This window comes from Streptomyces sp. ISL-87 (assembly GCF_018614095.1).
In the GTDB taxonomy this organism is placed as follows: Bacteria; Actinomycetota; Actinomycetes; order Streptomycetales; family Streptomycetaceae; genus Streptomyces.
Genome location: NZ_JAGGOY010000063.1, coordinates 36,249 through 53,993 on the forward strand (window position 1 = coordinate 36,249; position 17,745 = coordinate 53,993).

Sequence of the window (17,745 nt, forward strand, 5' to 3'; positions counted from 1 at the left end):
GGCCGCCGCGGCCCGCGACACCGCATGGCGGGCCGCGGCGGCCCGTTCCCCGCGCCCGAGCCGCGTCGCCCGGCTTGCCGCGTCCGTCACCCCATCGCGACAGGGACGCACACCAGCGAGCCGTACTCGGTCCAGGAGCCGTCGTAGTTCTTCACGTCCGGGTAGCCGAGTAGTTCGTGGAGCGCGAACCAGGTGTGCGAGGAGCGCTCGCCGATGCGGCAGTATGCAATGACCTCGCGGTCGGGCGTGATGCCCTTCCCCAGGTAGAGCTCCTTGAGTTCAGCAGCCGACTTGAAGGTCCCGTCGTCGTTGGCCGCCTGCGCCCAGGGGACATTGGCCGCGCCGGGGATGTGGCCCGGCACCTGAGCCTGCTCCTGCGGCAGGTGAGGAGGTGCCAGCTTCTCTCCCCGGAACTCCTCCGGGGACCGGACGTCGACCATGTGGACGCCGGAGCCCATACTGTCCAGCACCTCGCCGCGCAACGCGCGGAACTGCGGGTTCTCCTGGCCGGTCACGGTGAAGCCGGTGTGCTTGTACTCCGTGACCTCCTTCGTCATCTCGCGACTCTCCAGCTCCCACTTCTTGCGGCCACCGTCGAGCAGCTTCACCTTGTTGAAGCCGCGCAGCCGCAGGATCCAGTAGGCGTACGCGGCGAACCAGTTGTTGTTGCCTCCGTAGAGGACCACGGTGGTGTCGTACGCGACGCCGGCCTTGTCCAGCAGCTGTCCCAGCGCGTCCCGGTCCAGGTAGTCCCGCCCGACTGCGGCGTGCAGGTCCGTGGTCCAGTTCCAGCCCACTGAGCCCGGGATGTGGCCCTGCTCGTAGGCGGTGGTGTCCTCGTCCACGTCGATGACGCGCACCGTACCGTCGTCGAGGTGGGCTGCCAGCCATGCAGAGTCGACGAGTGTCTCCGGATGTGCGTAGCCGTTGGTTCCCATGGTCTCCTCCTCTCTGTCCTTCTCCGTCCCTCTCCCTTTCTTCCTCTCCCTTTCTTCCTCTCCTGTTCGGTTCCCAGGTCATGCGGCCGGCATCAGGTCCCGTACACCGCCCCTGACCACGGCCGTCACGGGGATGCCCGCCAGGTCGAGCAGACTCGCCGCGATGGTCGCCCGGCGGCCGCTGCCGCAGACCGTCCAGATCTCACGGTCTCGGGGCAGCTCGCCCAGCCGCCGCGGCAGCTCGGCGAGGGGCACGGCGAACGTGCCCGGTATTCCGCCCTCGGGGCGCTCGGGGCGCACGTCGAGCACCCGCCTTTCGGCGGTGCGGCCGGCCAGCTCGGCCGCGTTCGCGGTCCGGAAGCTGCGCAGCGGCCGGCCGGCGGCGGCCCAGGCACCGATGCCATCGGCCAGATATCCCGCGACGTTCTCGTATCCGATCCGCAGCAGCTGAAGCATCGCCTCATGTGCCGCGTCCTCGGCCGGCTCCGGCAGCACCAGAACCAGGCGGGTGCCGAACGGCACGACCTCACCGACCAGGCTCGCGAAGCGGTCGTCCAGCTCGTCGCAGAGCGAGCCGGGCAGATGGGCCGCGGCGAACGTCCTGCGGTCGCGCCCGTCGATGATCTGCGCGCCGCCACCCGCCAGCCCTTCCACCATGGACGGTGTGAGCGGTCGGAGGATGGGCGGGCCACCGAGCACATCCGGCCCGGACCGGTTGATCGGCGCCATGTGGTGGAAGTACGCGGGGTACGGCGCCAAGCCCGACAGTCGCCGGCTGACGAATTCCTCCTCGTCCTGCAGGGTCAGGGCTGGGTTGGTACGCCGCTCCGCGCCCACTGTCGTGGTCCGCTCCCCCGACACCGGGCCGGCCGAACAGGAGCTGCCCGCGCCGTGCGTCGGCAGCACCCGGGTAGCGTCGGGCAGCAGGGCCAGCCTCCGCAGCGTTCGGAACTGTGCCCGGGCGAGCTCCTCGGTGTGGTCGTCACCGGCCAGGTCGGTGCGGCCGACGTTGCCGACGAGGAGGCTGCCTCCGGTGAACACGGCCGTCGGCGCCTGCCGGGTGTGGTCGAGAGCGTTGTCGTACACGAGGTAGGAGGTGTGCTCGGCGGTGTGCCCAGGTGTCTCCATCGCCCGTACGGTCGCGTCCCCGACGACGATCTCGTCGTCCTCCGCCAGCCCCAGATGGCCGAAGGCGTACGGCGCGCGGGCCGGGCCGGCCACCGTGGCCCCGGTCGCCGCGCGGACTTCCAGCGCGCCGGAGACGTAGTCGTTGTGCACATGCGTCTCCAGGACGTACCGCATCCGCACCCCCCTGGAGGTACAGGACTCCACCAGATCCCAGCTGTCCCGCTGTGGATCGACCAGCGCGGCCTCGTCACCACTGACGAGGAGATAACTGGTGTCACCGAGCGATGCGGTGGTCATGATCTCGATCCGGTTCATCCCGTCACGCTCCTGAGCCGCTCATACGATCACCACCTCGACGGCTGCCACAGGGTTGCAGCCGTAGCCGTGGGCGTTCCACGGCGCCCGCGACGGCTGGGTGTCACCGTGCGCGTCGGTCGCGCGGGCCAGCAGCCGGTACCGGCCAGGCCGCTGAGGGGTCCAGGCGTACGACCAGCCGGTCCAGGCGTACGGCCCGCTCGGCGACTCGAGCACGGCGTCGTGCCAGGCCGCGTCGCCCTCACCGGTAAGGTGCTCACCTTGCTGGCTGTCGTCGCATTGGTCTTCGGCCCGCACCTCGACGCGCCGGATCGGCACACCGCCACCGGACCAGGCCCGTCCGCGCACCGCGGTCTCGTCACTGCGGCGCAGTGCCGAGCCCGGCTCGGGTGCGGTGATGAGCGACTTGATCCTCACCGTGGTCACGGGTCCGTCGGGGGTGCCGCGCGAGGCGACGTAGACGTACTCCTCGGCCTGGAAGACGCCGGCGAAGGGCTCCGTGACGGCCCGCACCTCGACCAGCCACTTCACGTCGGCGACCGCGTACCGGCCGGGGACCACGAGGCGGACCGGGGCCCCGTGCTCCGGCGCGAGCGGCTCGCCGTTCATGTGGGTGACGAGGAGGGTGTCCGGGTGCAGAGCCACGGCGAGCGGGAGGCTGCGTTCGAAGGCCGCCCGGCGGCCGTGGACCGTACCGGAGTCGGCTCCGGCGAAGACGATCTCCACGGCGGCCGGCTCGATCCGGGCCTGGGTGGCGAGGGAGCGGAACGGCACGCCTGCGAAATGTGCGCACCCGACCGCACTCTCGCCCCATGGCAGACCCTCCGGACGGGGTCTCATCAGGCTGCGGCCGTTGCCCGCGCATTCCAGTACGACGTCGAGCTCCCGGCCCGGCATCGCGCACAGCTCGACATAGCTGATGTCGAACGGCGCGGCGACGGCGCCGCCGAGCCGCAGCCGCCAACGTCGGGGACTCGTCCGCGGTATGCCGAAGTGATCGCGTACGAAGAATGCACCGACAGGTGTTACCGGCTCGGCCAGTGCGGCCGAGGGTGTCTGAGCGTTGTACGGGTCGGCCGTGACTGTCTCAGGTGCCCAAGCCGTGGCACCGGACCCGCGTGCTATCGGCGATGCCGTCATGCCAACACCTTCCGTCGGGCTCTCTGGCGAGCACGACGCGGAGTGCTTTCAGTTTACGTCCCGGGTCCGAGCCGGGACGGCCGGATCTCCCCCTGCACAAACAGATCAGGACAAACAGATCGGGCCCCCTGCGAAGCGCAGGGGGCCCGATCGTTGAACTTTGCGTCCGAGCGGGGACTTGAACTCTCCACTCGGGCACCAGCTTCTTACTTCGCTGACCTGCGTGAACGCCCCTCTGGGGCTACTTGGAGCGCGTCACGGTTGGCCACGCTCACCTGCTGTTTCTCCCTGCTTCGGGCCGCTGTTGGTCCTGCGTTGGTCACATGGCCAAACGTCTGATCCTGGCGACTTGGACCGCGCTGACCCCAGGCCGACAAGATCGTCTATTCCGGAACGGGAATAGTCCGGAGTCGGTATAGACGTGGGGTGATGGGGCTCCGTAGCGTCGTCTCAGGCGGTCCCAAGCAGGGGCCGGACGCGAGGGGGCACCATGGCGCGAGACGGACTGACCCGACTCACCGGCAAGGTCAACGGGCCCAACTGTGACGACGATGATTGCCCGAACGTCTACAGGCACGAGGGACGCGGTTCCATCGTCGTGCAGGGTGACGTCTTCAACGGCTTCACCGTGCCGGAGGGGGAAGGGCTAGTGGAGATCCCGGAACACATCCTGAGGGAGGCTGTCCGTGCACTTGGACGGTGACGAGTGGCGGGAGGCTTTCGACTCCTTCACGCACGACGCGTGGCGGTTCGAGGCCCAGCCCACCTACACCATGCCTCAGGAAACGGAGAACGTTGCCCGATTCCTCAGAGGTGAAGGTAAGCCGGTGGACCACAACGCGCGCTGGCATGGGCGGGTGCGCAACTACCTGTCGTCTGGTCGACGGATAGGACGAGTGCGCATCGTCCGGCAACCGCTCACCGACTATCAGCGCTATCAGTTCGCGTGGGGAATTCCCGGCAACATCGAGGCTGGGGAAGATATTCGCATTCTCGACGTCACCAGCCACGACTACGGATTTCCGCTGGGTCAGACTGATTGGTGGATGTTCGATGATGCGCGCATTGTTCATCTGAACTTTCGCCCTGACGGGACTCAGCTCGGCCGCGAAACGTTCGACGGTGACATCGCGCCGTATCGAGAGTGGAAGCGTGTTGCGGTTGCCGCGTCCGTGTCGTTCGCGGAGTACGTGAAAGAACATAGGTGACGTTCGAGCCTGAGCAGCTAGGTCAGTCCAAGACTGATCTAGCCGAGAAGCTGAGAGAGCTACGCAAGGCAGCCGGTCTCACGGGAGACCGGCTGGCCAAGCGTTGCAACATGTCTCAGTCGCAGATCAGCAAGTTTGAGACGGGGAAGAAGACCCCCAAGCTTGTCGACGTGGAGCGCATCCTTCGGGCGCTCGACGCCCCACCGGAGTTGATTACGGAAGTAGCAGCACTCGCGAGGATCGCCAACACTGAGTGGCAGGACAAGCGTTCCTCATGGCGTAGAGGCTTGGAGAAGCGGCAGGCAGAGCTGGCCGCGCTAGAGACCGAGGCGACTGCTCTCCGATACTTCCTGCCCGCCATGGTCACCGGTTTGCTGGCAACTCCGGAGTATGTGCGAGCAAGCTTGAGCAATGCTCCCGGTGACAAATCCAAAACGGTGGCGCGCAAGTTGGAGAGGCAAGCGGTTCTCTACGACACTTCAAAGTCCTTCACTTTCCTGCTCACCGAGCAGGCAGTGAGATGGGCGATTGTTCCCCCGCCGGTCATGGCCGTGCAGATTGACCGGCTCGCCTCACTTTCTCACTTGCCAAACGTGCGCGTGGGTGTGATTCCATTCGGCGTTCAAATACCCCGTGGCCCGATGAACACGTTTACGGTCTATGACGATCGGCTGGCTACCGTGGAGAACTTCACCGGTCGCATGGTGTTTCAGGACTCTCGCGACGTCGCCGAGCATCTAGCCGTGTTCGCAACCTTTGAACGCCACGCCCTGTTCGGGCCGATGGCGCGGCAACGGCTATCCGAATGGGCTGAGACCTACAGAGCTTGATCTTTATGCCGCAACGGGAATGCGGCTAGCGGTATCGCCAACGCGCCGGAATTATCTACCCATGCCGACACCGTCGAGGGAGGGAATTCCAGTGAGCAGCCCCACGACAACCATGGACCCGCCTGTTCATCTGACCATGCCCCGCAAGCCCCCCACGCCCGTCTCCGGATGTGGTGTCTGCGCTGCCCTGGCGAAGCAGCGGACGGCGGCCTACGCGGATGGCGACATGTCCGCTGTCTCTGACTGCAACGTCGAGTTGGCCGCGCACCCCCAGCACGAGGAAGTGCGGTAGTGGACATGCAGACCTGGAGAGACGCCTGGGACCGGGCCACAGATGCCTCAGAGTCCATACGGGCAGCCTTGGCTTCTCTCGGCCTCCCCGAGTCCGTGTGGTGCAGCGTGAGGCCTTCCGTTACTCGCACCGGCCGTGCGTACGTGGACCTCGGGAAGCTTCCGGCCGATGCGATGGAGCAGGTAGCCGAGGCCCTCAGGGCCTCCGTGACTTCCGCCTGAATCAGGGCGGGGGACGGCCCTGTCCGGGGCCGTCAGCAGATCAGGAAGGACGACGATGACCGACCTGTACGGACTCAACATCGACAGCGCCGCTTTCTCGAAGGCGTGCGGCGGAAGCACCCACCCGGACGGCGAGGCAGCAAGCGGCCGACCGCTGAGCCGCTGCGCTTCACCACGGCCGAGCTGGACGCGGCGGGCATCGCCCCGGCCCGCTTCGGCCTCTCCGCGTAACACCTGCACCTCCCCCACAGACGGCCCCGCCCCCACGCCGACGGGGCGGGGCCGTCGCCCTTTCCAGGAACGGAGCAGTAGTGCACATCCACGGTTACGCCTGGCTGGGTGAGAAACAGTCCTTCGACAAGGAGAGCGTCCGGCGGCCACCACCGGGACAAGCGCCGACCGCGCACAGTCCGGTGGAAGTGATGGACCGGCACCGGCAGGCCGTTGCTGAGTTCCCCACCACCGACGTGCCCCCACTCCAGACAGCGCACTGGCTCATCAAACCGGCCTCGATGGTCCGGGGCACCTGGGTGGAGCCGAAGGAGGCCGGGGAATGGCTCGGGCTCCGACTCACCGAGTTCGCCCTACGCTTCGCCTCGGAGGAGGACCGGGAAGTAACCCGCCTGGTGCTGCTCGTTAAGTCGGCCGTTGACACCGTGGAACGGCTGGCCTGGGGAGGGGACGTGTCACTGGGGCACTACCTCCAAGGAACCGTGTTCCATTCGGTCGCGTTGGTGTCCTGCTCCCCGAACCGTTCCAGTCCCGAACTACCCTGCCCGCTCGGGTAGTCGAAGCAACAGTTAGGCCCCGGCCTGGGTGGGCCGGGGTTTTCTTGGTACGGCCGGAGAGGCCGGGGGCTGTGTGGGGGCCGGGCGGTAGGAGTCGATACGGACGACCTTCGCCTTGTTGGTTTCCATTACGGTCCGCTTCGTCGGCGCTTACTCCTCGTGGTGGGAATCGTCTCCGCGGAGTGTGAAAGCGGTGGCCGGTCGGCCCGTAAGTGGCAGAAGGCCCGGCAGGACGCCGAGCGTGCCCGCATGGGCACCGCTTGTACGGATCATGACCTTGGTTCGCCCGGGACGGCTTCAAGCTCTACCGAGGCGAGGCAGGCGGGCCCCAGGACCCTGAGAAGGTGTCGGCACGCTGGCGCACCTTCCGGACCCGGCTGCACCTGCCGGAGGACTTCCGGATTCACGACTGGCGGCACAGCAAGGTCACGAACGATCTGGAGGCCGGAGAGAACTCAGTAGAGGTCTCCGTCAACGTCCGGCACCACTCGCCGGGCTACACCATGGCCAGGTACGGGCACTCCCGTAAGGACGGAGCGCGAAAGCTCGCCGCCTCCGGTGCGGGCCGACTCGGCCTGTCATCCCTGGTCTGACCTGGGGATTCGCTGGGCTGTTGGCCACGTGGTTGGTCACGCCACCGCCCAGAAATGCAAAAACCCCAGATCAACTGGGGTCTCTGCTGGTGTCCGAGGGGGGACTTGAACCCCCACGCCCGATAAAGGGCACTAGCACCTCAAGCTAGCGCGTCTGCCATTCCGCCACCCGGACAAGGTGTCTGTCTCGCGTCCCTCGCGGGCCGTTCCGACGTGGAAAACATTACCAAACATTCCGGGGTCCTCGATCACACCGTTCCTCATCAGTGAGCAGGAGTGGGTCTTGGACCCATTCCTGCTCACTGCGGACATCCCGGACGGTCTTGGATGTCCTGGTCTCCCGCGTTCGCTCCGCGTCCGGTGACACGCATCGTGTGCGTGGTCCGGGGATGCGGGGGCGGGGTTCCTCACGCCCAAGGGTTCCCGGTCGGGCCTGGACGGTCCGATGCCCGCGACGATCGCTCTGGTCGTCGTGGGGCGGTGTCGTCCGTCGCCGGATCGGGTGCCCTTGGGCGCGCCTGCCGATCGCGATGCTCGCCGCATCGTGACGGGTGGTCTTACGGGTCTTGGTGGTGAGGTGCTTCTGCCAGTGCTGGGCGCCCCACACGCTGGTGTAGGCCGGGTCGACGGCGATGATCGTGATGCCGGTCTGGTCGGCCATGGAGGTCAGGCGGGCGCGCAGCTTCCCGGTGGGCATGCCGGAGATCAACTGCCGGAAGCGCTTCTTACGGCCGTGCTTCTCCCTCGTCTTCTCCGCGGCGAAGTCCAGGTCTTCGACTGCGATCGCGGCGACGCCGCAGGTCTTGGCCCAGTGCAGCAGCCGGGTCAGGGCGTGCCGGACCTGGGCGTCGCGGTGGCCGGCGTTGCCGGTCAGGTCGAAGTGGAAGCGGCGCGGATTGCCGGTCGGGTTGCCGTGGGTGTCGAGGCGCCAGGCGGCGAGGTGGTCGGCGTTGGTGTCCACGCCGATCACACCGTGCGCGAGGGCGGCTTCGAGCGGGATGGTGGGGGTGGGCGGGTATTGCCATGAGGCGGTCAGATACCAGCGGCCCCGGTCTGTGTCGTAATCGATGCGGTAGGCGACGGCCCGGTTCGCTTCGGTCCGGTCGGCCCACTCCGAGCCCCGGTGCGCGAACGTGACACGGGCGGCGAGGACGTACCGGCCGTGCCTGGCGTTGGCCAGTCCGGCGAGCGGGGCGGGCAGCTTGAGAGACACCTCGCCGTCCGGGGTGACGCGGATCGTCTCGTTGCCGAACCTCTTCCCCGACTCCCCGTCCGCCTGGAGAAACCAGCGAGACGCCTCCCAGCGCTCCCGCCACTCGCTCTCGGTGAGCTGGGCGGCATCGAGGTGGTGGCGGGTGCCCAGCAGGCGTTTACCGCCCCGTACGACCCGGACCCGTCCGCTGTCGCGATCCTCCAGCGTGCGAGCCAGCCGGTCTTCCAGTACGTGCAGGCGCCTGGTCTTGGCGAACCACTTCTGCTTGCTGCGGTAACTACCCGGAGCCCGTTTTGTGCCCTTCTCTCCGATCGGCAGCGACAGTCGGTGTGTGATCGTCCTGATCCCGGCTTCCAGGTTCTGGATGTGTGCGGCCTGGCCGCGCCGGGCCAGCGCCCACTGGTCATGCGACGCTTTGGTGAGTGCCCCCGCCCACCGCGACGACGAGAGTGCCGTCAGCTCACGTTTCCGCGCGGCCCACGTGTCGGTGGAGTGCTCCAGTCCGTCAGCACACCGCGTCTTGAGGTCACGCGATGCCAGGGCACCGAGATGCGCGCCCGTCACACGCAGCACCTCCTCATCCCGTGGCGTGAGGTTCTTCAGCCGGGTCCGCACCGCGACACCGGCGGGCCCGAGCGCGACGAACGGCGCCGACAACTCCCGTAGCCCGCCCACCCCTGCACCCCCTCGCGCGTCGAAGAACCCGTCCCCACACCCAACGGCCACCACAGGCAAAGGTCACCCATTCGATGCAAGAACTTCCGTTCCCACCCGCCACCGACCCGCCCACGCCGACGAGACACCCCCCGACGGCCGGGGATCGCCCTTGGGGAGAGCGGCCCGGAGCGGGAGGATGGGGGCAGTTCGGTAGCCGATCAGTGGGAGGAAGCAGCGTGAGCGAGTCGAGCGCGGGCAGGACCGTCTCCGGCGAGGACGAGGTCGTCGACCTCTGCCGGGACCTCATCCGGATCGACACCAGCAACTACGGAGACCACTCGGGGCCGGGCGAACGCAAGGCCGCCGAATGGGTCGCCGAGAAGCTCGCCGAGGTCGGGCTGGAGCCGCAGATCTTCGAGTCGCACAAGGGGCGCGCCTCGACCGTCGCCCGGATCGAGGGGGAGGACCCCTCCCGGCCCGCCCTGCTGATCCACGGGCACACCGACGTGGTTCCGGCGAACGCGGCCGACTGGACGTACGACCCCTTCGCGGGCGAGATCGCGGACGGGTGCGTGTGGGGCCGCGGCGCCGTCGACATGAAGGACATGGACGCGATGACGCTGGCCGTCGTACGCGACCGGATGCGCAGCGGCCGCAAGCCCCCGCGGGACATCGTGCTGGCCTTCCTCGCCGACGAGGAAGCGGGCGGCGTCTACGGGGCCCGGCACCTCGTCGACAAGCACCCGGGGCTCTTCGAGGGTGTCACCGAGGCGATCGGCGAGGTGGGCGGCTTCTCGTTCACCGTCAACGAGAACCTGCGGCTCTACCTGGTGGAGACCGCCCAGAAGGGCATGCACTGGATGCGGCTCACGGTGGAGGGCACCGCGGGCCACGGGTCGATGACGAACAACGACAACGCGATCACCGAACTGTGCGAGGCCGTGGGGCGGCTCGGCCGCCACCAGTGGCCGGTGCGGGTGACCAAGACCGTACGGTCCTTCCTCGACGAACTCTCGGACGCGCTCGGAACCCCGCTCGACCCCGACAACATGGACGCCACACTCGCCAAGCTCGGCGGCATCGCCAAGATGGTCGGCGCCACGCTGCGGAACTCGGCCGCCCCGACGATGCTGGGCGCCGGCTACAAGGTCAACGTCATCCCCGGCCAGGCCACGGCGCACGTCGACGGCCGCTTCCTGCCGGGCTACGAGGACGAGTTCTTCGCCGACCTCGACCGGATCCTCGGCCCGCGCGTGAAGCGGGAGGACGTGCACGGGGACAAGGCCCTGGAGACGGACTTCGACGGGAGGCTCGTCGAGGCCATGCAGAGCGCCCTCAGGGCCGAGGACCCGATCGCGCGCGCGGTTCCGTACATGCTCTCGGGCGGTACGGACGCCAAGTCCTTCGACGACCTCGGGATCCGCTGCTTCGGCTTCGCGCCGCTGCAACTGCCGCCGGAGCTGGACTTCGCCGGGATGTTCCACGGCGTGGACGAGCGGGTGCCGGTGGAGGGGCTGAAGTTCGGCGTTCGTGTGCTCGACCGGTTCATCGACGAGGCCTAACGCCTGGGAATCGGGAAGGTGTGCGGATTCCACTGAGAAGAGTGAATGCGCTCATACGCTCGTAGCCCTGGTGATCCCTCCTCGTTACAGGTGGTGCGGTCCGCGGCTGGGACCGCACTTGCCTACTAGGAGGAACAATGCTCAAGAAGGTTGTCGCCGCTGCGGCTGCCACCGGTGGTCTGGTTCTCGCGGGTGCGGGCATCGCTGCCGCCGACGCGACTGCGCAGGGTGCGGCCATCGGCTCCCCCGGTGTCCTGTCCGGCAACGTCGTCCAGGTTCCGATCCACATCCCGGTCAACGTGTGCGGTAACACCGTCAACATCGTCGGTCTGCTGAACCCGGCCGTCGGCAACACCTGCATCAACGCCTGACGCCCCTGAAGTTCTGGCCCCGGAGCGCATTCCAGCGCTCCGGGGCCGCCGGGCTTTCAGGCCCGGATCCTCAACCTTTTTCGGCGTACGCGGAGGGGGAGCCTGCACGGCCGGTACGCCGACCGAAACGTACACAGCAGGGGACGAGCGCAGATGCGACAGGTCACCAGGAAGACACTGATCACCATGGCGGCCGCGGGCGGTGTTCTCGCGCTGGGCGGGGGTCACGCACACGCGGATTCCGCCGCGTCCGGCCATGCCGCGAACTCGCCGGGCCTTCTGTCCGGGAACAACCTCCAGGCGCCCGTGGACGCACCGGTGAATGCCTGCGGCAACACGGTCACGGTGGTGGGAGGTCTGAACCCGGCCTTCGGGAACCACTGCTCAAACCAGAGCAAGCCCGGTCATCCGGGCCAGCCCGGTCATCCGGGCCAGCCTGGGCACCCGGGCCATCCGGGCCATCCGGGCCAGCCGGGGCACCCCGGTCACCCGGGCAATCCGGGCGAGCCGGGGCACCCTGGTCACCCGGGCAATCCGGGTCACCCCGGAAATCCGGACGAGCCGTGCGACAACGAGGGGCCGAGCCACCCGGGGAATCCCGGCACTCCGGGCCACCCGGGGAACCCCGGGCATCCCGAGCACCCGGGGAACCCCGGCACGCCGAACCACCCCGGAACCCCGGGCACGCCCGGCCAGCCGGGCACCGGCAACCCCGGCAACCCGAGCAACCCCGGCAATCCGGGCCACCCCGGTACGCCCGCCGGCCCCGGCTCGGGCTCAGGCAATGTGACGCCCATCACGGCCCCCGGCCACGGGCCCACCCTGGCCGCCACCGGCGCCGGTGACTTCCTCAGTGCGGGCGTACCGCTCGCCGGCGGCCTGCTGCTGGCCGGCGCCGTGCTCTACCGGCGGGCCCGCAACGCCGCCTGACGCGCACCGCTGACGCGGGCCCCGCCCCTGGGGTCCGCGTCACCAGGTCGCGCGCGCCTGGCGGATGATCCGGCGGCGCAGCCGCACTCGGCGGCTGCCGTCCCGGTAGAGCGCCAGCCGGTCGATTTCCCAGTTCCCGTACTCGGCATGATCGGTCAGCAGGCGGGTCGCCTCCTTGCGAGGAACACCGCGGGGCACGTACACGTCGACAAATTCGTATTCCGGCATCGCATCTATTGTGCGGGCAGAGGCCTGCTCCGGATAGCGTCTGCACTATGTCTGATGCCGCTCTGCCCACTGTTGCCGAGGTACGCGCCGCCGCCGAGGCGGTCAAGGCCGCGCTCGACCGTCACCTCGCCGCGGTCGAGAGCAGGATCGGGGAGGAGGACCCGGCCGTCTACGCGGCGTTCAACGAACTCGCCGCAGCCGCGGAGGAGTACGACGAACTCCTCTACGACCGGTACGACGAGGTCACTCCCTTCGAGATCCCCACCCCAGAGGACGGTGTCCCGTACACCGGCCCCGCCGAGCCCGCCGCGTTCAGCGTGCTCATCCGCCGTGACTACGCCGTGGTCGAACCGCAGCGGCTCATCGCCCAGGCCGAGCGCGTCGCCGCGCACGACCGTGACGCCGAACTCGGCGACGACGGTGGCGCCGCCGGTGCGCTGGGGGTGCTCTTCGGGGAGTACGAGCCCGACGAGATCGCCTCCCGCTACAAGGAGTTCGGCCTGGAGGAGGGCGACTCCACGCTCTGGATCGCCGCCTCGGAGGAGGCCGCGGAACCTGGGGAGTGGCTCAACTCTCCCTTCGGGCACACCGATCCACAGGATGTTCTGCACCGGTTCGACGTGAGCTCCGTCTTCGACGAGGAGTTGGACGACTTCGAGGACGAAGAGGCCGAAGAGGCTGAGGAGGACGAGGGCGAGGCCGCGGAGCCGGGGCTGGCCCCGGCCTGACCCGCGGTGAACGCCACGGCCCCCGCCCTGTGGGCGGGGGCCGCTCTCGTCACTCCGGCTGTTGCCGCGCGGCTGCCACCAGCGCTTGCAGCAGGCCCGTCAGCCGGGTCGTCCGCGGCTTCGGCAGCACCTCCGCGACCGCGCGCGGCAGCGCCTGGTCCACCCCGTGCACCACGGACAGGTGCCGCGCGGCCCGCCCGAACGCCGTGTACACCCAGTCCCGCGACAGGGCATCCGCCGCGTCACCCGGCAGTACGACGACCACCGCCGGCCAGCGCTCGCCCACGGCCTGGTGCGCGGTCACCGCCCAGCCGTGCCGCACCTGCGACTCCACCCGCTCCTTCGGTACGACGATCCGCGTGCCCGAGGCGTCGAGGTGCAGCCCGTCCGCGTCGGCCGACACCACCCGGGCCGGCAGTGCCCGCCCGGGCGACGGCACGTGGACCACACGGTCGCCGGGGTCGAAGCCGCCGAACCGGCCGGGGCCGGGGTTCAGCCGCTCCTTGAGGGCGGCGTTCAGTGCCCGGGTCCCCGCGGAGCCGCCATGGCCCGGGGTGATCACCTGCACGCTGTCCGCCGGGATCCCGAAGGCGCGCGGCACCGACTCGGAGACCAGCTGCACGGTGCGGTGGACGGCCTCCCCGGCGTCGCGCACCGGGACGATGACGACCTCCTTGCCGGGGGCGTCGACCTGGTTCAGCTCCCCGATCCCGATCCCCGAGACCAGCTCGCCGAGCGGGCCGGGGTCCGGGGTGCGGGAGACCACCTGAGGGCAGGCGCGAGCCACCAGGATGTCGGCGAACACCCGCCCGGGACCGGCGGAACCAAGCACTCCGGGGTCCCCGGACAACACCAGCCGGGCCCCGTCGGGCACGGACTCCACCAGGGCGGCGGCGGTCTCCACGTCCAGCTGGGGGGCGTCCAGGACGATGAGCAGGTCGAGCGCGAACTGCCCGTCGGCGTCCCGCCCGGGCCCCTCGGCCCCGGCCAGCAGCCCCGCCACGGTGACGGCCCCGCCCGCGGGGGTGTGCGTGGCCAGGCACGCCCGGAGGCCGAACTCCCGGGCGGCCGCCAGCAGGGCCAGCGGCTCGATGCGGGCGGCTTCGCCGCCGGTGTGGGTGACCAGGCCGTGGCCCGCGACGGCCCGGATCAGCTCGGCGGCGGGGCCGGTGGCGCCCTTGTCCCAGTCCGCCGGCTCCTGGAAGGTGTTGGCCAGCCGGGCCAGGCCGTCGGCCAGGCTCTCCTCCGCCAGCGCGCAGCCCTCCAGGCCCACGAGGACCCGTACGGGCTGCTCCTCGTCGTCCGCGACGGGCGGGCCGAGCGGTTCGTGGAACACCAGCACCGAGCCGTCCCCGATGGACTGCTCCAGGGCCGCGGCGGGGTCCGGTACGCCGTACTGCGCCAGCGCCTTCTCCAGGACCGGGGCCTCCAGGGCGGTGTGGCCCTTGAGGGCGGCCTGGGCCAGCAGCCAGCCGACCAGGGCGCCGCTGCGCCGTTCGTCCCCGGGGCCGGCCTCGGGGCCCAGCAGGGCCCGCGCGAAGCCGTCCGCCTGGGCCGGGCGCACCCCGGCGACGGCCAGCAGCCGCCAGGGGTCCTCGGTGAGCTGCTCGGCGGCGCCCTCACCGAGCGCGGTGGCGGCCTGGACGGCCAGGGCCTCGGGGGCGCCGGCCCGGGCCAGGACGGCCCGTACGGCGTCGACATCGCCGACGGCGGGCGGGGGCGGGGCCGCGGCCGCGGCTGTGGGCGCGGGGGTGCGGGGGGCCGGCGCCGGAGCAGCGGCCGCCTTGCGCGGCGCGGTCGGCGCCTCGTCGAAGTACACCGCGGAGGGCTTCTCCCCGCTCTCCACGGCACGAACGGCAGCCAGCAGATCGGCGGCCTTCCCGCTGAGCTTCGCCCCGGCCTCGACGGGCCCCTGCCGTTCCGCCTTCCGGCGGGCGATCCGCTCCCGCTCGACCTTCTGCGCGGCCAGCTCCGCCGCGGCCTCGCTGAGCGCGGGCTTGGCGGCGTCGGCGTCGGCGGTGGGCCCTGCGGGGCTTTCCCCCACCCCGCCCCCTCCCGAACCCGAGGGCTCCGCCCCCGGCCCCCCGTCCCCGCTCCCGGCTTCGCCGGCGTGAGCCGCCTCCGGGTCGGCCGCTTCGGCCGCGGCTTCACCGTCCGGCACCTCGGCCGGCCCGGAAACCGAGGACTCCGCCCCCGGCCCCCCGTCCCCGCTCCCGGCTTCGCCGGAGGCGTTGGCCGGGTCGGAGGGGGCCGCGCCGGGCTCGCCCTCGGCACGCGCCGACACCTCGGGCTGCGGGCCGGGGGTGGGCGGTTCCTCCGCGGCAGCGGGATCGGCGGGGTCGGTGCTCACAGCGTGCTCCAGTCCTGATCGGGGTAGCGATGCACGGGCGCTGAGACGTCGTCCAGTGCCTGGCAGATCTCCTCCGGAAGAGTAAGGGCCTCCACCGACAGAGCCGCCCCGAGCTGCGCCGCCGTCCGGGCGCCGACGATCGGCGCGACCACCCCCGGCCGGTCCCGGACCCAGGCGAGGGCCACCTGGAGCGGGGTCACCGCGAGGCCGTGCGCCGCCGTCGCCACCGCGTCCACGATCCGACCCGCCGCGTCGTCGAGGTACGGGTCCACGAACGCGGCCAGGGTCTCCGACGCACCCCGCGAGTCCGCCGGGATGCCGTCCCGGTACTTGCCCGTCAGGACTCCCCGGCCGAGTGGGGAGGAGGGGAGCAGGCCCACGCCCAGATCCAGCGCCGCGGGGAGGACTTCACGCTCCACCCCCCGCTGGAGGAGGGAGTACTCCATCTGGGTCGAGGCGAGACGGGTCCGCACCCCGGGCGCCGAGAGCTGCCAGGTCGCCGCCTTCGCCAGCTGCCAGCCGCTGAAGCCGGACACCCCCGCGTACCGGGCCCGGCCGCTGGACACCGCCAGGTCCAGCGCCTGCAGGGTCTCATCCAACGGGGTCTCCGGATCGAAGGCGTGGATCTGCCACAGGTCCACGTAGTCCGTGCCGAGCCGGGACAGGGAATCGTCCAGCGCGGAGAGGAGATGGCCCCGCGAGCCGTCGAACCGCCGGTCCGGGGCGCGCACGGAGCCCGACTTGGTCGCGAGCACCAGGTCCCGCCGCGGCACGAGGCCGTCGATCAGCTGTCCGAGGAGGTACTCCGCCTCCCCGCCCCCATACACGTCGGCGGTGTCGACGAGCGTGCCGCCCGCCTCCCAGAAAGTTTTCAACTGCTCGGCGGCGCCCGCCTCGTCCGGTCCCTCCGTGGACCGGCCCCAGGTCAGGGTGCCGAGGCCGATCCGGGACACGCGCAGGCCGGTGCGGCCGAGATGCCTCTGCTCCATGAGCGCTGAGACTACTGGGACGCTGACGGATGGGACCGGGGCGCGCTACAGTCCCCGCACACGAACGTTACTGATCGGTAAACCGGTAAGGGGACGACACATGCGGCTCGGCATCAATCTCGGTTACTGGGGCGCCGGCATGGACGGCGACAACCTCGCCGTCGCCCAGGAGGCCGACCGCCTGGGCTACGACGTCTGCTGGGCCGCCGAGGCCTACGGCTCCGACGCCGCCACCGTCCTCGCCTGGGTCGCCGCCCAGACCGAGCGCATCGACGTCGGCTCCGCCATCTTCCAGATCCCGGCCCGCCAGCCCGCGATGACGGCCATGACCGCCGCCACCCTCGACTCCCTCACCAAGGGCCGGTTCCGCCTCGGCCTCGGGGTCTCCGGACCGCAGGTCTCGGAGGGCTGGTACGGCGTGAAGTTCGACAAGCCGCTGGCGCGCACCAGGGAGTACGTGGAGATCGTCCGCAAGGCCATGAGCCGCGAGCGGCTGAGCTACGAGGGCCAGCACTGGACGCTTCCGCTGCCGGGCGGCCCGGGCAAGCCGCTCAAGCTCACCGTGCACCCGGAGCGCGAGCACATCCCGCTCTACATCGCCGCCATCGGGCCGAAGAACCTGGAGCAGACGGGTGAGATCGCCGACGGCGCCCTGCTGATCTTCCCGTCCGCCGCGCACCTGGAGGACACCGCGCTGCGGCACATCCGCGCGGGCCGCGAGAAGGCCGGACTGACCATGGACGGGTTTGACGTCTGCCCGACCGTGCCGCTGGCCGTCGGCGACGACGTGCAGGGCCTCGCGGACATGTTCCGCCCGTACACCGCCCTTTACGTGGGAGGCATGGGCAGCCCGAAGCAGAACTTCTACAACCAGCTCGCCCAGCGCATGGGCTACGAGAAGGAGGCCGCCGAGATCCAGGCCAAGTACCTGGGCGGCGACAAGGAGGGTGCGGCCGCGGCCGTCCCGCACTCCCTCATCGACTCGACCACCCTGCTGGGCTCCGTGGAGCGGATCGCGGACGGGATGCGGGCCTACGCCGACGCCGGGGTCACCACCCTGACGCTGGCCCCCGCCGGCTTCACCCTCGACGAGCGCCTGACCGCGCTGCGCGCCGGGACCGAGGCGCTGGAGCTGGCCGGCCTGGCCTGAGCAGGCGTCGACCTGACCAGGGACTGACCTGAGCGGGTACTGAGAGGTCTGCGGCCGTGGTGGGGGCTCGGGGGTCTTCCCCGCCACGGCCGTCACAGCCAACAACGCGTGGGG

18 protein-coding genes, 1 tRNA gene and 2 pseudogenes are annotated in these 17,745 nt (G+C 70.2%); 12 read left to right on the forward strand and 9 right to left on the reverse strand.

Annotated features, from left to right (window positions below; all coding sequences use genetic code 11):
- Nucleotides 1–86: 86 nt before the first annotated feature.
- The 3 genes from J7I97_RS23570 to J7I97_RS23580 form a co-directional block, all read right to left on the reverse strand.
- Nucleotides 87–938 (reverse strand): sulfurtransferase, encoded by an 852-nt coding sequence (locus J7I97_RS23570; protein ID WP_214938123.1) that lies wholly within the window; start codon nucleotides 936–938, stop codon nucleotides 87–89.
- A gap of 78 nt (nucleotides 939–1,016) precedes the next feature.
- Nucleotides 1,017–2,381: a rhodanese-like domain-containing protein gene (locus J7I97_RS23575; RefSeq protein ID WP_214938125.1), complete on the reverse strand. Its 1,365-nt coding sequence runs from the start codon at nucleotides 2,379–2,381 to the stop codon at nucleotides 1,017–1,019.
- Between the two features lie 21 nt (nucleotides 2,382–2,402).
- Nucleotides 2,403–3,521 carry a sulfite oxidase gene (locus J7I97_RS23580; protein ID WP_214938127.1) on the reverse strand — a complete coding sequence of 373 codons (1,119 nt, stop codon included), beginning with the start codon at nucleotides 3,519–3,521 and terminating at the stop codon, nucleotides 2,403–2,405.
- A gap of 490 nt (nucleotides 3,522–4,011) precedes the next feature.
- Here J7I97_RS23580 and J7I97_RS38820 point away from each other — a divergent pair, with 490 nt between their 5' ends.
- From J7I97_RS38820 to J7I97_RS23605, 6 genes and pseudogenes are all read left to right on the forward strand, one after another.
- Complete coding sequence (locus tag J7I97_RS38820) at nucleotides 4,012–4,224, forward strand: hypothetical protein (RefSeq protein ID WP_215060507.1); 213 nt, start codon at nucleotides 4,012–4,014, stop codon at nucleotides 4,222–4,224.
- Nucleotides 4,208–4,729 carry a DUF6879 family protein gene (locus J7I97_RS23585; RefSeq protein ID WP_214938128.1) on the forward strand — a complete coding sequence of 174 codons (522 nt, stop codon included), beginning with the start codon at nucleotides 4,208–4,210 and terminating at the stop codon, nucleotides 4,727–4,729. Before J7I97_RS38820 ends, J7I97_RS23585 begins: the two co-directional genes overlap by 17 nt.
- On the forward strand, nucleotides 4,726–5,559 hold the full coding sequence (locus J7I97_RS23590) for a helix-turn-helix transcriptional regulator (RefSeq protein WP_214938130.1): 834 nt from the start codon (nucleotides 4,726–4,728) through the stop codon (nucleotides 5,557–5,559). The genes J7I97_RS23585 and J7I97_RS23590 overlap by 4 nt, the downstream gene beginning before the upstream one ends.
- A gap of 568 nt (nucleotides 5,560–6,127) precedes the next feature.
- A pseudogene (locus J7I97_RS23595) lies at nucleotides 6,128–6,303 on the forward strand (DUF397 domain-containing protein).
- A gap of 80 nt (nucleotides 6,304–6,383) precedes the next feature.
- Nucleotides 6,384–6,860, forward strand: a complete 477-nt coding sequence (locus J7I97_RS23600) for a hypothetical protein (protein ID WP_214938132.1) — start codon at nucleotides 6,384–6,386, stop codon at nucleotides 6,858–6,860.
- A gap of 344 nt (nucleotides 6,861–7,204) precedes the next feature.
- Nucleotides 7,205–7,453 (forward strand): hypothetical protein, encoded by a 249-nt coding sequence (locus tag J7I97_RS23605; protein ID WP_214938135.1) that lies wholly within the window; start codon nucleotides 7,205–7,207, stop codon nucleotides 7,451–7,453.
- A gap of 87 nt (nucleotides 7,454–7,540) precedes the next feature.
- Here the strand turns inward: J7I97_RS23605 and J7I97_RS23610 are convergent.
- Nucleotides 7,541–7,628: transfer RNA gene (locus J7I97_RS23610), tRNA-Leu, on the reverse strand.
- Nucleotides 7,629–7,676: 48 nt separating this feature from the next.
- Nucleotides 7,677–9,341 (reverse strand): transposase, encoded by a 1,665-nt coding sequence (locus J7I97_RS23615; RefSeq protein WP_214938137.1) that lies wholly within the window; start codon nucleotides 9,339–9,341, stop codon nucleotides 7,677–7,679.
- A gap of 218 nt (nucleotides 9,342–9,559) precedes the next feature.
- On the opposite strand from J7I97_RS23615, the gene J7I97_RS23620 reads away from it, so the two are divergent.
- The 3 genes and pseudogenes from J7I97_RS23620 to J7I97_RS39980 form a co-directional block, all read left to right on the forward strand.
- Entirely contained in the window at nucleotides 9,560–10,885 is a 1,326-nt protein-coding gene (locus J7I97_RS23620) for a M20/M25/M40 family metallo-hydrolase (RefSeq protein WP_214938139.1), read from the forward strand.
- Nucleotides 10,886–11,022: 137 nt separating this feature from the next.
- The gene (locus tag J7I97_RS23625) at nucleotides 11,023–11,256 is read left to right on the forward strand and encodes a chaplin (RefSeq protein ID WP_214938141.1); all 234 of its coding nucleotides are present in this window, start codon (nucleotides 11,023–11,025) and stop codon (nucleotides 11,254–11,256) included.
- Nucleotides 11,257–11,442: 186 nt separating this feature from the next.
- A pseudogene (locus tag J7I97_RS39980) lies at nucleotides 11,443–11,586 on the forward strand (chaplin); the annotation flags it as partial.
- 54 nt (nucleotides 11,587–11,640) lie between these two features.
- Here J7I97_RS39980 and J7I97_RS39985 read toward each other — a convergent pair.
- Nucleotides 11,641–11,799 carry a hypothetical protein gene (locus J7I97_RS39985; RefSeq protein WP_308378364.1) on the reverse strand — a complete coding sequence of 53 codons (159 nt, stop codon included), beginning with the start codon at nucleotides 11,797–11,799 and terminating at the stop codon, nucleotides 11,641–11,643.
- Nucleotides 11,800–12,042: 243 nt separating this feature from the next.
- Between J7I97_RS39985 and J7I97_RS39990 the strand changes: the two genes are divergently transcribed.
- Nucleotides 12,043–12,186 (forward strand): hypothetical protein, encoded by a 144-nt coding sequence (locus tag J7I97_RS39990; RefSeq protein WP_308363689.1) that lies wholly within the window; start codon nucleotides 12,043–12,045, stop codon nucleotides 12,184–12,186.
- Nucleotides 12,187–12,225: 39 nt separating this feature from the next.
- Here J7I97_RS39990 and J7I97_RS23635 read toward each other — a convergent pair whose 3' ends face one another.
- Entirely contained in the window at nucleotides 12,226–12,414 is a 189-nt protein-coding gene (locus J7I97_RS23635) for a DUF5703 family protein (RefSeq protein WP_214938146.1), read from the reverse strand.
- Nucleotides 12,415–12,461: 47 nt separating this feature from the next.
- On the opposite strand from J7I97_RS23635, the gene J7I97_RS23640 reads away from it, so the two are divergent.
- Nucleotides 12,462–13,142: a hypothetical protein gene (locus J7I97_RS23640; protein ID WP_214938148.1), complete on the forward strand. Its 681-nt coding sequence runs from the start codon at nucleotides 12,462–12,464 to the stop codon at nucleotides 13,140–13,142.
- A gap of 49 nt (nucleotides 13,143–13,191) precedes the next feature.
- On the opposite strand, the gene J7I97_RS23645 is transcribed toward J7I97_RS23640, so the two are convergent.
- Nucleotides 13,192–15,492, reverse strand: a complete 2,301-nt coding sequence (locus J7I97_RS23645) for an ATP-dependent RecD-like DNA helicase (protein ID WP_214938150.1) — start codon at nucleotides 15,490–15,492, stop codon at nucleotides 13,192–13,194.
- Nucleotides 15,489–16,481, reverse strand: coding sequence for an aldo/keto reductase (locus J7I97_RS23650; RefSeq protein WP_214938152.1), 993 nt, complete (start codon nucleotides 16,479–16,481; stop codon nucleotides 15,489–15,491). The genes J7I97_RS23645 and J7I97_RS23650 overlap by 4 nt, the downstream gene beginning before the upstream one ends.
- Before the next feature lie 100 nt (nucleotides 16,482–16,581).
- On the opposite strand from J7I97_RS23650, the gene J7I97_RS23655 reads away from it, so the two are divergent.
- Complete coding sequence (locus J7I97_RS23655; protein ID WP_214938154.1) at nucleotides 16,582–17,631, forward strand: LLM class F420-dependent oxidoreductase; 1,050 nt, start codon at nucleotides 16,582–16,584, stop codon at nucleotides 17,629–17,631.
- The last annotated feature ends 114 nt before the right edge of the window (nucleotides 17,632–17,745 follow it).

What these genes read in the sequence shown, in the direction of transcription:
- J7I97_RS23570 (WP_214938123.1), bottom strand. Translation starts at nt 938, where the DNA reads ATGGGAACCAACGGCTACGCACATCCGGAGACACTCGTCGACTCTGCA.
- J7I97_RS23575 (WP_214938125.1), bottom strand. Translation starts at nt 2,381, where the DNA reads ATGAACCGGATCGAGATCATGACCACCGCATCGCTCGGTGACACCAGT.
- J7I97_RS23580 (WP_214938127.1), bottom strand. Translation starts at nt 3,521, where the DNA reads ATGACGGCATCGCCGATAGCACGCGGGTCCGGTGCCACGGCTTGGGCA.
- J7I97_RS38820 (WP_215060507.1), top strand. Translation starts at nt 4,012, where the DNA reads ATGGCGCGAGACGGACTGACCCGACTCACCGGCAAGGTCAACGGGCCC.
- J7I97_RS23625 (WP_214938141.1), top strand. Translation starts at nt 11,023, where the DNA reads ATGCTCAAGAAGGTTGTCGCCGCTGCGGCTGCCACCGGTGGTCTGGTT.
- J7I97_RS23635 (WP_214938146.1), bottom strand. Translation starts at nt 12,414, where the DNA reads ATGCCGGAATACGAATTTGTCGACGTGTACGTGCCCCGCGGTGTTCCT.
- J7I97_RS23640 (WP_214938148.1), top strand. Translation starts at nt 12,462, where the DNA reads ATGTCTGATGCCGCTCTGCCCACTGTTGCCGAGGTACGCGCCGCCGCC.
- J7I97_RS23650 (WP_214938152.1), bottom strand. Translation starts at nt 16,481, where the DNA reads ATGGAGCAGAGGCATCTCGGCCGCACCGGCCTGCGCGTGTCCCGGATC.
- J7I97_RS23655 (WP_214938154.1), top strand. Translation starts at nt 16,582, where the DNA reads ATGCGGCTCGGCATCAATCTCGGTTACTGGGGCGCCGGCATGGACGGC.